At 46.8% G+C, this 13,008-nt stretch carries 12 protein-coding genes; 10 read left to right on the top strand and 2 right to left on the bottom strand.

The features are described from left to right. The 9 genes from gspK to DN92_RS04000 all read left to right on the top strand — a co-directional run. Window positions 1–804, top strand: an 804-nt coding sequence (gspK, locus tag DN92_RS04040) for a type II secretion system minor pseudopilin GspK (protein ID WP_173961247.1), incomplete at its 5' end; no start/stop codon positions are given. Between the two features lie 45 nt (window positions 805–849). After that, window positions 850–2,253 carry a type II secretion system protein GspL gene (locus tag DN92_RS04035; RefSeq protein WP_173960051.1) on the top strand — a complete coding sequence of 468 codons (1,404 nt, stop codon included), beginning with the start codon at window positions 850–852 and terminating at the stop codon, window positions 2,251–2,253. A 7-nt stretch (window positions 2,254–2,260) separates the two neighbouring features. Next, complete coding sequence (locus DN92_RS04030; protein WP_173960050.1) at window positions 2,261–3,040, top strand: type II secretion system protein M; 780 nt, start codon at window positions 2,261–2,263, stop codon at window positions 3,038–3,040. Next, window positions 3,037–3,867, top strand: coding sequence for a type II secretion system protein N (gene gspN / locus DN92_RS04025; RefSeq protein WP_173960049.1), 831 nt, complete (start codon window positions 3,037–3,039; stop codon window positions 3,865–3,867). Before DN92_RS04030 ends, gspN begins: the two co-directional genes overlap by 4 nt. A gap of 54 nt (window positions 3,868–3,921) precedes the next feature. Continuing rightward, on the top strand, window positions 3,922–6,222 hold the full coding sequence (gspD, locus tag DN92_RS04020; protein WP_173960048.1) for a type II secretion system secretin GspD: 2,301 nt from the start codon (window positions 3,922–3,924) through the stop codon (window positions 6,220–6,222). Window positions 6,223–6,227: 5 nt separating this feature from the next. After that, a complete protein-coding gene (locus DN92_RS04015; protein ID WP_173960047.1) occupies window positions 6,228–7,658 on the top strand; it encodes a GspE/PulE family protein in 1,431 nt (476 codons plus the stop codon). A 32-nt stretch (window positions 7,659–7,690) separates the two neighbouring features. Further along, on the top strand, window positions 7,691–8,911 hold the full coding sequence (gspF, locus tag DN92_RS04010; protein ID WP_173960046.1) for a type II secretion system inner membrane protein GspF: 1,221 nt from the start codon (window positions 7,691–7,693) through the stop codon (window positions 8,909–8,911). 20 nt (window positions 8,912–8,931) lie between these two features. After that, window positions 8,932–9,849, top strand: a complete 918-nt coding sequence (locus tag DN92_RS04005; protein WP_173960045.1) for a M23 family metallopeptidase — start codon at window positions 8,932–8,934, stop codon at window positions 9,847–9,849. A 2-nt stretch (window positions 9,850–9,851) separates the two neighbouring features. Next, on the top strand, window positions 9,852–10,670 hold the full coding sequence (locus DN92_RS04000; RefSeq protein WP_173960044.1) for a hypothetical protein: 819 nt from the start codon (window positions 9,852–9,854) through the stop codon (window positions 10,668–10,670). 31 nt (window positions 10,671–10,701) lie between these two features. On the opposite strand, the gene DN92_RS03995 is transcribed toward DN92_RS04000, so the two are convergent. Beyond that, entirely contained in the window at window positions 10,702–11,721 is a 1,020-nt protein-coding gene (locus tag DN92_RS03995; RefSeq protein WP_173960043.1) for a calcium:cation antiporter, read from the bottom strand. A 137-nt stretch (window positions 11,722–11,858) separates the two neighbouring features. On the opposite strand from DN92_RS03995, the gene DN92_RS03990 reads away from it, so the two are divergent. Then, window positions 11,859–12,221, top strand: coding sequence for a sirohydrochlorin chelatase (locus DN92_RS03990; RefSeq protein WP_173960042.1), 363 nt, complete (start codon window positions 11,859–11,861; stop codon window positions 12,219–12,221). On the opposite strand, the gene cobA is transcribed toward DN92_RS03990, so the two are convergent. Beyond that, entirely contained in the window at window positions 12,144–13,001 is an 858-nt protein-coding gene (gene cobA / locus DN92_RS03985) for a uroporphyrinogen-III C-methyltransferase (RefSeq protein WP_173960041.1), read from the bottom strand. The two genes, DN92_RS03990 and cobA, sit on opposite strands and share 78 nt — an antisense overlap. Between the last annotated feature and the right edge of the window lie 7 nt (window positions 13,002–13,008).

Genomic DNA, 13,008 nt, shown 5'->3' with positions numbered 1-13,008 from the left:
CGCATTCAGGCGGAGTGGTTGCAACGCGCCGCCATCGACTTTGCTCGCTTGGTACTCGTTGAAGATCAGCGCACTAGTCAATACGACCATTTGGGCGAAGCTTGGGCCTTACCTCTAGCTGACGGTAAGGTAGCGGATTTCTTAAAAAATACTGATGTTCCAGATGAAATCGCTGCAGTAAGTCTGCAAGGGCAACTGATTGACGCCCAAAGCCGCTTCAATTTAAGCAATTTATGGGACAAAGGCTTCAAAACCATTAATCCAGCTGGAGTTCAAGAGTATGGGCGCCTATTGGAGACCTTAGGTCTAGATAAAGGCCTCGCTCAGCAGACGGCCCAAGGTATTTTGCAGACGGATATGCCCGTTTATGACTTAGAGGGTCTGTTAAGGCTGACTTACTATAATTCCGATATTTTAGAGAAGATAAGATCTTTTGTTGTTGTTTTGCCAACTTTAACGTCAGTTAACGTCAATACAGCCCCACCTGAAGTGTTGATGGCCGCTATTCCAGGGCTTTCTCGGTCGGCAGCAGGCGCTTTTGTACAACTAAGAGCGACTGCCCCAATCAAGAGCGTAGATGAAATTACTGGCCTATTAAATAAGCTAGGAAGCGCCCAAGGCATCACTATTGATGCCTCTTTAGTGGATGTCCGCTCCCAATATTGGTTAGCGCGCTCAGAAATACGCATGGGAAGAGGTATATTTGCTAATTCTGCATTGATTCAGCGGTCACAAAACCCGTTGTCCAGTGGTAATTTCACGCAAGTGATCTGGAGCAAGACTGGGAAAATGGCAGTTGAGTAATTGGATCGGAAATATTCTGGCTGAAACATTCAAAGAATTCTCAATTTGAGCTTATTAATAGTATGTTGTCCTCTTAAGCCATTTATTGGTGCTGGCTCTGGTGCATCTAGTGCGCAGAGTGATTCTGCACGCGAATGGCAGGACTTGGCATGTGCTGAACAATTTGCATGGTGTTTAATAGACGAGCCTACTTCTAAAGTTTCTGATCCAGCCCAATCCAACTCAGAGAATGGTGTTGGCACAACCGAGTCAATGCCATATGCCGATGAAGTGCTGGTTTTACTGCCGACCATTGATGTACGTTTGATCGAAGTAAAAGTCCCATTGGCCAATGCCAAAAAATTACAGCAAATACTTCCGAACCTCATTGAGGAATATGTTTTAACGGGCGCGCAGAATTTATCAGTTCAAGCTTTACCACCAGTGCCTGGCAAACCCGCGATGCAAAGAGTGATCGCGCTGATTGATCGAGCTTGGTATACCTGGTTAAGCAAACAATTAGAAGGTCTCCTGAGTCAACGGGTTCGCTTGATTCCGGATTGTTTCTTATTGAATTTGCCAGTTCATGGTGAGCAAAGGGTGATCGCTTATCAGCAGCACGGTGACAACATGATCTTCACGGCCCGCTCTAGTGATCAGCTTGGTCTAGCTTGGATAGAGAACAATGTGGACCATGCCACTCCAGATCAAATCACGCTTCCTCAGTCGGTAAAGGATGCTCATCTCACCGAGCTCTCCTGGCCTCTGCTTGTAGAGGGCGCGCAACGATTTATGCAAGAAACGACTTCCAGTCATTCTGCAAATTACGCATTGAATTTATTGCCCAAAACCTTTAGGCGTGAAGCAGGTTCTGGCTCCGCATTCACGCAATTTTCTGACATGCTCAAACGCAAGCGTGCAGGTAAAGATTTAGCTGTCGGCGCAAACACCTCATGGACTAATCCAGCACTATGGCATCAGCCATCGCGGTGGGCTACTTACTTACTAGCCACTGTTCTTTTGGGTTATGCATTGCATTTAAGTTTCTTAGTATTGGATAACTGGCGTTGGGGTAATCAAATGGAGGTGCTTGCAGTGCAATCTCTCACTCCCGCCTCCATAGCCAAACTCAATCAAGACAAGGCGATTGATGGTAAGCAGGCGACAGGTGCCGTAATTGATACGTTGACAAAGCAAGTAGCGCAGGATCAGAGGCGACAAGGCTTAGTGTCGGATGCCGATTTTGCACCGATGGCAGCCAAGTTACAGTTATTGAGAGCTGGGTATGGCCCTGACGTTTTGCAAAAGATTAATTACGATGGATATGGCATCGATTTTGAATTTAAGTCTGGTAGCATGAATCAAACCAGTGCCCAAGTGATCCAAAAAGCGAGGTCATTGGGCTTTATGGTGAAAGTGATCGGGCCTCATCGCTATCGCTTGGAGCCCTTTGCAGGGCTAGGATCATGAGGCTCAGATGATGAATCAGCGCCCTGCAGGAAATTTCTCCGAAAAGATCATGGCTGCCCTCAAGCAACTGAGAGAGGTATTGAGTAAAGATTACTCAATACAGGATCTAAAAAAATTAGGATCTCAGTTTAAAAACTGGCAACAAACGATTTCCGCTGCGACTGCTTCATCGGCTCCCTCATCGGCCCCTGTTGCGAATCCTGAAGATGGTCATTCTCATATTGATAGTCGCAGCAAATTTGATCTCAAACAATTGCCGTTATTGATGCAAGATTTAATGGAGCGTCAGCGCAAGCGACTTTTAGGTTTACTGGCCTTATTTGCTGTGTTGATCGCTGCGTTGATTTTGTACAGCTATGTCTTGGCACCCTATGCGCAACGGATTGGTGATCAATTGGAATTGCGACCTGCGCAGTGGTCGCAATTACAAAACCTCGTCAAGTTGGCCAAAACCACAGCAGCATCGGGATCGACATCTTCATTTAGTGCTGCCCCAGGAACTGTCACCTTGCTTGATGATATGGAGCTGCAAAAGATTCGTAATGTGTTGACTGCACGTGGGCTCAAACCCAGCGTCCTGCGTTTATCTGCAGATAACCCGCCGCGTATTGAGTTTCAGGCAAGTGATGTGATGTTCTCAATCTTGCTAGAAGCGCTGGATGAGATACGCACTACGTGGCGCCTGTATCCCGAAAAGCTTAATGTAGTTGCGACTACGGGCGCTGGTATGGTGAGTATTAATGGAGTGTTGATGCAGTATGGCGCTCAGGTGGGAGTGTCTAGATGAAGTTAGTGTTGGATTTCTCATACCCCAAATTACCCAAATTGTTTTGGCCTGTTTTGCTGCTGGCATGTTTGACGGTGATGATTTATCAGCTACCAGTGACTTGGATTGGTGGAGCTTTGGCAAATCAGTCTGCGTGTCGTGTGATCTTGCATCAGCCAACAGGAACGATTTGGCAGGGCAGTGCAGCCTTGGCTTTTTCAGAGCCCAACGCTTCCTCTGGTGGTTGCCGAGAGCCCTTGTCAGTTACTGAGCGCTTTCATTGGCTTAGCTCTTGCAAGTTATCCTCATTTTCTTGTGTAACCGAGCTGCAATTTGCTGCTTTAGAACAAACTCAGCTGATTCACTGGAGTCTGGCGAAAACCCAAATTCTGGCTAATGAAATCAAGCTGCCAGCCAATATATTGGAGGGTTTGGGTAACCCCTGGAGCACCCTTCGTCCCAGGGGAGATTTAGGAGCCCGCTGGACCGACATCAATTTGATCAATTTTGAGAGCTCAAATGCTGGAAATACCTCTGCTTCAGGGGTAATTCGAATTATCATAAGTAAGCTCACCAGCCCTGTTAGTCCTGTAAAACCGTTAGGCGCATATGAGATTTCTGCCAATATTGGACAGGATGGGGTGAATTGGACTTTATCGACCTCTAGTGGACCGCTCTTGCTAAAAGGGCAGGGTGGATTTGGTAATCCAGGTAGTAATCAAGGCAGTAACCAAGGAATGCATTTTTCTGGTGAAGCAAGTGCATCGCCAGAGGCACAAGAATCCTTGATTGGTTTGTTGTCATTGTTGGGTAAAAAAGAAGGCGATACCTATCGCCTGAAGTTTTGAGATAGATTTACAAGTGAAGAACCGCGGTCATAAAGAAAACAGCATGAAGACAGTATGAAAACAGCGTTAAACGTATTGAGTCAAACTCAGAACACACTGAAGCTCTATTTCAAGAAGCGTATTGCGCTCTTGATCATCCTTTGCTTTGTGGGCGAAAGCGCTGTGCTGCCTGTTGCTTATGCGCAATCAATGCCAGCTAACCGTACAAACAGCATACCCTCCAATATTAGTGTGCCTGATGATGGTGTAGTTACCCTCTCTTTCTCTAACGCAGATATCGAATCCGTTGCTAGTGTTCTGGCTAAGGCTACTGGCCAAACGATTTTGGTGGATGCCAAAGTGAAAGGCACGATTAACCTGATTAGCAATAAGCCACTAAGCAAAGCCAAGGCAATTGATGCCTTCTCTACAGCCTTGCGGACATCTGGCTTCGCGCTGGTAGATGTGAGCGGTGTCTATCGTGTAGTACCCGAGTCAGATGCGAAGTTAATTAGCAATTCTGTAACGACCGGAAAGAGTAAGCAGGGCGGTGATCAGATCATTACGCGCGTATTCAAACTCAATTTTGAATCTGCCAATAATCTTTTGCCGGTATTGCGCCCACTCGTATCACCCAATAACACCATTAATGCCTATCCTGGCAATAACACGATTGTGATCACGGACTACGCCAGTAATATTCAGCGTATTGGACAGTTGATTGAATCAATTGATGCACCAACATCGAGTGATGTCCAAAGTATTAAGTTGAATTACGCCATCGCTACTGATATGGCAACGATTCTCAGTAAGGTTCTGGATACAGCAACAACGGGTGGTGCTGACCCCGCTTTAAAGACGATGATTTTGGCTGAGCCTCGGAGCAATTCGGTGCTGATTCGTGGCGCGAGCTCAGAGCGTATTCGTCAGATTCGGGTATTGGTAGCGCGCTTAGATGTGCCCACTTCGAATAATGGCAATATTTGGGTGGTTCCACTCAAGAATGCGGAAGCAACCAAGTTGGCTGTGACTCTGCGAGCCATTGTGGCAGCAGATGCTTCCTTATCTGCGCAAATAGGTGGAACCCCGGGTCAGCCAGGCGCGATTAATCCTGCAGCCAATCTCAATCAACCACCAGCTAACCAGCAAATGAATACGGCTCCGGGCGCTACAGGTTCAGCTGCTGCTACCTCAGCTCTCACCAGCACAAGCAACCCAACTACCGGTGGCATTATTCAGGCGGAGCCAGCAACCAACTCCATCATCATTACTGCCAGTGAACCTTTGTATCGCAGCTTGCGTCAAGTCATTGAACAACTGGACCGTCGTCGTACCCAGGTTTACATCGAATCCTTAATTGTAGAAGTCAGCTCAAACAATGCGGACCAACTGGGTATTCAATGGCAAGGCCTCATTGGTTCTGGCAATCAAAACGTGGGCTTCGGCGGTACCAACTTTACCAATTCCGCTGGACAGGCTGGCTCCAATATCTTAGGTCTGGGACAAAACGTACAAAATATTCTGAATCCCGGTGCAAGCACAGCGACCAGTGTTCAGTTGCCTCCACAGCAAGGTCTGAACTTAGGCTTACTGACTAAATTTAATGGTGTCTATGGTATGTCGGCATTAATTACCGCGCTATCGACCACTGCTGGAACTAACATCTTATCCACACCAAATCTGATTACTCTAGATAACGAAGAGGCCCGCATTGTGGTTGGTCAGAATGTCCCAATCATTACGGGATCGTATGCGCAGACTGGTTCGACTAGTACTGTTACTCCATTTCAAACCTATACCCGTCAGGATGTCGGCTTAACTTTGCGTGTCCGTCCTCAGGTTTCGGATAACGGAATTGTGAAGATGCAGATCTATCAAGAGGTATCTTCAATCTCGAATCCCAACTTTGCATCTGGCATCATTTTAAATAAGCGCAATATCGAGTCCAATGTATTGGTAGATGACGGCCAAATTATTGTGCTCGGTGGATTAATTGAGGATAACTACGCAGATACCTCGAGCGGCATTCCATTCTTAAAAGACATTCCATATTTAGGCGCTCTGTTCCGTTCTGACTCTAAGACCCGTACTAAAACGAATTTGTTGGTGTTCATTCGTCCTTATATCTTGCGGGATCGGGACCAATCTGCAGATATCACAAGCAATCGCTTGAACTTGGTTCAGCAAACAGAAGATAGCTTCAAGCAGGCTCCTATGCTCCTCCCCAAGGAGAATTTGCCACGCGTTTCTCAGTTTGAGCCGCCTTTGATACCTCCCGGGAAAAACCTACCTTCGTCTGGAGTCAATCAAGCGATCCCAGTGAGACCTTCACCCGCCCCGAGTTTTGGTAATCCTGTTCCCGTTACGATTCAATAGAGCGTATGCAGCAACTTCCGCGTATTCCTTTTAGTTATGCCAAGGCAAATCAGATTTTGCTGATCAAAGGGAGTGCTGCAAATGAGGATGGAGAAGAGGGCGTCCCCAGTTTGATTCATAGCCCTGAGACAGATCTTTCGGTATTGCAAGAGATCTGTCGTTTAGTAGGTCCTATTCAGCGAATTGAGCAAACAAGTGAAGCAGTGTTAGAGGCGCTCAATGCTGCTTATGCTGAAGGCGATCTCAATGCCTCGCAAGTAGTGGATGAAGTTGAAGAGGCAGTAGATCTGTCTCGTCTCTTACAAGAAATGCCAGTCTCCGAAGATCTCTTGGAGATGAATGATGATGCACCAGTCATTCGGATGATTAATAGTTTGCTCAAGCAAGCGAGTCGTGATGGTGCTTCCGATATTCACTTGGAAGCATTCGAGCGCAAGTCAGTGGTGCGCTTTCGAGTAGATGGCAATTTACGTGACATTGTTGATATGCGCCGTGACCTCCATGCTGCTTTGGTCTCTCGTATCAAAATTATGGCCTCACTCGATATTGCTGAGAAACGAATGCCGCAAGATGGCCGTATCTCCTTACGAGTTGGTGGGCGCGCAATTGATGTGCGTGTATCAACACTGCCAACCTCGCATGGTGAGCGTGTTGTTCTGCGTTTATTGGAAAAGAATTACGATCGTCTCGACCTGCGTGCTTTGGGTATGGCTGAAGATACCTTCAATCAATTCGATCAACTCATTCATCGTCCGCACGGCATTGTTTTGGTGACTGGTCCAACGGGTAGTGGTAAGACCACGACCCTATACGGGGCCTTGTTACGCTTACGTAACAAGATTAACAACATCATGACGGTGGAAGATCCTATTGAGTACAACCTCGATGGCATTGGTCAAACTCAGGTGAACTCCCGCATTGATATGAACTTTGCTAGAGCATTGCGCGCGATCTTGCGTCAAGACCCTGACATTGTGATGATTGGCGAGATTCGTGACTTAGAGACTGCGCAGATTGCAGTACAAGCATCCTTAACAGGACATCTCGTCTTGGCTACCTTGCATACCAATGATGCGCCGTCCGCAGTGACGCGTTTAATCGATATGGGTATTGAGCCTTTCTTGCTTTCATCGACTTTATTGGGTGTACTGGGTCAGCGCCTGATTCGGATGTCGTGCTCGGCTTGTGGTGGTAAAGGTTGCCCCACTTGTGGCGAATCTGGTTACAGTGGGCGCGCTGGTATTTATGAGCTCATGACTACCAATGAAAAGATTCGGGAATTGATTCATCAACATGCTGCAGAGAGTGATATTCGTAAGCAAGCTTTAGTTGGGGGCATGCGTACCTTGGCTGATGATGGTAAACGTTGGGTGCTTGAGGGTAAAACTACTCCAGAAGAAATCCTGCGTGTAACGGGATCTGTAGAAATTGACTAAGCAAATCCACTACTCCATCCAATTGATGAGCCATGCCACGCTATCGCTTTGAAGCCCTCACTTACGCGGGTAAGACTGAGCGCGGTAGCGTAGAAGGTGACACTGTGCGCGCAGTGCGCCAGGCCTTAATGGCAAAGCAATTAGTGCCAGTAAACATTGAGCTAGAGACCGAGTGGGGTAAACAGCGTTTTTGGAATAAATGGTTTTCAGAAAATAAGCCGCTCAGTCGTGCAGACCTCGCCATCATTACTAAACAAGTGGCTATCTTAGTCAGATCAGGTGTACAAATTGATGAAGCACTCTCCGTGCTAGCGGAAGAGGCGAGCCAGGCACACGTCAAAACAGTATTACAGGCGGTAGTTGCTGAGTTACGCGCAGGCTTGCCATTATCTAAGGCAATTGCTGGCCAACCACTGTCATTTGATCCCTTGTATCAAGGGGTTGTAGGGGCTGCAGAGCAGTCAGGCAAGATGGGCCAGGTACTCACACAGCTTGCTGAATTCTTAGAAAAACGTCAAGCCCTTAAGCAAAAAGCCATGGGTGCTTTAGCGTATCCAGCGATGCTGACGGGTGTGGCTTTCATGATCGTATTGTTCTTAATGACTTACGTCGTGCCGCAGATTGCGAGGGTGTTTCAGAGTTCAAAGCAGGCACTGCCTTTTTCTACCCGCTTTATTTTGGGTTTATCCGAATTCATCGTCAATTGGGGTTGGCTGTTGGCGATCTTGATTGTGGCCGCTATCTTTTATAGCCGTCGCGCGCTTGCTAAGGAAGATATTCGTTTAAAGGTAGACCGCGCTTTACTCAATATGCCTTTATTAGGCCCTTTACTTTTAGGTTTTGAGACGGCGCGCTTTGCCAATACGATGGCGATGTTGGTTTCTGCCAATGTACCCATCCTGACAGCGTTGCATAGCGCACGTAGCACTTTAGGAAATTCCGTATTAAGAGCGGCCATTGATTCAACTGAGGTGCGCTTACGCGAGGGTACTAGCTTATCGCGCGCTTTGGGTAGTCAGGGCGTCTTTTCACCTATCTTGATTCACTTGATACGCTCAGGCGAGGCTTCGGGTAAATTAGCGGAGATGTTGAAGTACGGTGCCGAGAACGCTGAGCTTGAATCTGAGCAAAAAACCAAAATCTTTACCAGTTTGCTCGAACCTTTATTAATATTGGCAATGGGCTTAATGGTTTTGGGAATCGTCATGGCAGTGATGCAACCAATCTTGGAAATGAATTCAGGGATCAGGTAATACAAATGCAAATATTAATCATGACTGGACCGCACAGCAAAGTCAGAGAGATTTCTCTCACAGCCCGCCATGTAGTCTTTGGTGGGGCGCTTAGCTTCGCATTGCTAGTAGGTGCAAATATCGCCATTAATGACTTCACTAGTGAGACTAAAGATATATTGCATGCGATGGAGAAAAAAGACCTCCTAGAAAAGCGCTTTATTGCAAACTCTGAAGATGATTACGAAACTAAGCTGATGGAGCTCCAAGCTCGGTTGGATGAAGCGCAGCGTAATCTGGCTCAGTTAGATGATTTACGTATTGCGCTATCGAAAACCAATGGTGTGAGTGTGGCCGGATATTCACCTAACTACTCAGCTAACTACGGTAGTAATGTAGTGCATCTTGGCAATGCCCAGGGTGGGCCGCTCAGTCCAGCGAATGTTGTTATTAATTTAGGTAATCAAGGTGAACAATACGGTGCTCGTCTGGATCGCACTGTGCAAGACTCCATAGCATTGAGCAATCGCGTTCAAGAGGCGCAAAAGTCCCTCACGCAAACTTGGGATGTATCGAATTCCATACCAACTGCTTCACCATTACCGCTGATGCCGCAAGCCTCCAGTGGACTCGGGTATCGCGTCGATCCCATTACTCAACAAACGGCCTGGCATGAGGGAACCGATTTCCCAGCGGCTTATGGCACACCGATTCTGGCAACTGCTGAAGGAGTCGTTATTCGTGCGGCCTGGGATCAAGAGTATGGTTATGTAGTTGATGTGCAGCATAAGAATGCAGTGGTTACGAGATATGCCCATGCCCAAGAAATCCTAGTAAAGCAGGGCGACTTTGTGAAGCAGTCCCAAGCCATTGCCAAGGTAGGTTCTACGGGAAGGTCAACTGGGCCTCATTTGCACTATGAGGTTCTCAGGGATGGCGTTACTTTAGGAAGGAATTAGTTTTGAAGAACAAGCTGCCTTGGTTGCTGCTGGTTTTGCTTGCTCTTACATCTAATATTTATGCACAAGATTCCAAGGTCAATATCACCACCCAAACTGGCAATACTCTTGGGCTAACGGTCTCTGGTTACCAATACAAAGAGCCTAGTTTGAATGTTGTGATTAATTCTGCACTGGTAGGTATTGATTACTCGGGCATCTATGCATTTGGCAATGACTGGTTTGTCAAGGCTGATGCGCGTTATGCCTATGGGTCAGCCAAATACGCTGGTAGTGGTACTGAAAGTAACATTCCCTATTCTTACTATGACTTGCGTGGATTATTAGGTCACGACTTTAGCTTCTCTGAATTGGGTGGTTTTGTTTTAGCTCCCTATACTGGAATCGGCTATCGCTACCTCTTTGATAACCAAGGTGGTCAAACCAGCACAGGTGCTAATTCTTATAATCGCTCAAGTAATTACGTCTACTTGCCCATTGGGGTAACGCATCGCATGAAGATCAATGAGGTTCATAGACTAGAGACTAATTTTGAATACGACTATTTGATTCAAGGGACTCAGGTTTCGCATTTATCCCAAGCAGCATCTTATCTGCCAGACATTACGAATCAGCAATTCCGAGGCTATGGTTTGCGCTTTTCATCAATGTATCAATTTTCTGAGTGGTCCATTGGTCCTTACCTGACTTACTGGAATATTCAAAACTCCAATTCAGTTACACAGACTATTGCGATTAATGGAGTGAACTATCGACTGACTGCTTATGAGCCAGCAAATACTACTGTAGAGGCCGGCATTAAAGTCGCTTATTCATTCTAGGTAACTTTCCCTCTTCTCATTTGATCGCTTTTTACGGGACCAAACTTAAGAATAAGTACTCCAGGAAAATAATGAGATGAACAATCCCTTGCAATAGGGTAGTTCTGCCAATCGCGAGAGTGAGTGCCCCAATAAAGAATGACAAGTACATTAATGTCATATTGAGAGTGCTGATGCCAAGACTCAGGTCTAAGTTGTAGAAAATGGCAATTGCTGCAACAGTCGGTATCGTCAAGCCAATACTGGCCAAAGCTGATCCCAAAGCCAAGTTCAAGCTACTCTGAAGTCGGTTTGCTCTGGCGGCCCGAACGGCAGCAAAGCCCTCTGGCAGCAATACGAGGAGTGCAATCGCAATACCTACAATCGTTTTGGGTGCGCCAGCCGCAGCAACACCCCGCTCAATAGCCGGGCTGAGCAGTTCAGCAAGACCTACTACCGTGATGAGCGAAAGAGCGAGTAAGACCCCGCTGACTGCAGTTTTGAGATTGCTTGGCTTTTGGGCGTGAGCATTGCTATCAGTTTTCTTATCTACACTCTTAGGCAGGTAATAGTCGCGATGACTCACTGTTTGAAAGAAAAGGAATGCAATATACAGCGCAAAAGAAGCAATACCTGCAAAGGCAAGCTGACTCTTAGTGAAATCCGGACCAGGCGTGCTAATGGTCACGATTGGCATCACCAAAATGAATGTAGCTAATGCGGTTAATACAGCTAGTGCAGAATTGGTACCTTCATTGCGAAAAGTCATCTCATGGTGGGTGAGCCCCCCCATAAAAATGCATAAACCAATAACGCCATTCATCACAATCATGACTGTTGCAAATACTGCATCCCTAGCAATGAACTCCGATCCTTCATGGCCCGTGAGCATCATAGAAATAATCAGGGATACCTCAATAATCGTCACACTGATAGATAGAATTAAGGTGCCAAATGGCTCACCTGTCTTATGTGCAATCACTTCAGCATAGTGAACTGCGGATAGCACGGCCCCGATTAATGTGATGCTCATGAGGGCGATGAACCAGGTTTGGCTGAGTAAGGTAGTCATAGAGTGGCGATTGGGTCTTAAAATCAGGTTAAGCTATTGGTTAAATCGTTCAGTAGATCGTTTAACGAATCTGTTAACTAGCCAATTAACGGAATTTAAAGCAGTTAAATCATATTAATAAGAGTGTAAAGCTATCTATGAAAGCCATCATCTTGTTTGGACACGGTGCTCGTGACGCCCGTTGGCGTGAGCCTTTTGATCGGCTTGCTCAATTGTGGCAGGAGCAACATCCTAGTACGCCTGTTCAGTTGGCTTTTCTGGAATTGATGCAGCCTTCATTAGAAGAGGCAGTGACTACTCTTGCTGCCAAAGGGGCTACGGATTTAACTATAGTGCCAGTCTTCTTTGGTCAGGGCGGACATCTTAGAAATGACTTCCCCGTCTTGCTGGAAGAGTGCCGAGGAAAATTCCCCAACATGACCTTAAGCGCGACGCCTGCTGTTGGTGAGGATTTGGCCGTCTTGCAAGCGATTGTCGACTTCGGAGCTAGGGCGCTCTAAGTTTCCATTTACCTGGTTTTTGTTTCTCAAGGCTTCGCCAATCATAATGAGTGCAGGTGAGCTGCTATCAAACCATAGGTCGGCTTTACCAGCAGCTAACTCCTCTAGGGTGCTTGTCCATAAACGCTCACGTGGAGTGCTTACAGCCTCTAGTATTTGTACCGGCGTACTGCTACTTTGGTTGAGGCTTTGCTCAATTAGCTGTTGCGCAATGCGTGCTGCATCTTTACGACCCATGTAATACACCAAGGTATCGGCCGTAGGATTGGAAATGGGCTGTCCAGGAGCAATAGGTTCAGTACCCTGGGCCAAAGTGATGAATGCCACGCTACGCGAGACTCCTCGCAGCGTGAGCGATTGCTGAATGCTCGCAGCACCTGCTAGAGCTGCAGTAATGCCGGGCACTACTTCAAAGGCAATTCCAGCATTCCGAAGACTCTGAATTTCTTCATCTGCACGGCCAAAGAGCATTGGATCACCGCCCTTAAGCCGAATAATGATTTGATGTTTTTGTGCCGCATCTACCAAGCGTTTATTAATAAATTGCTGTGCTGAAGATAGTTTTCCGCAACGCTTTCCTACCTCTACCAGCTCTGCCTGTGGGCACAGTGTCAGCATTCCTGGATCAACTAGGGCGTCATAAAAAACAATATCGGCTCGCTCAAGCAATTTGGCGCCGCGAACGGTAATGAGGTCTACAGCGCCTGGACCAGCACCAACCAAAAATACTTTACCAAGCGTATGGCTGATGTGGTGATGAGGAATGGATGTTGTAGTCATTATTGCT

It is taken from the genome of Polynucleobacter arcticus, from assembly GCF_013307205.1.
In the GTDB taxonomy this organism is placed as follows: Bacteria; Pseudomonadota; Gammaproteobacteria; order Burkholderiales; family Burkholderiaceae; genus Polynucleobacter; species Polynucleobacter arcticus.
This window is presented reverse-complemented; position numbering and strand designations above follow the sequence as displayed.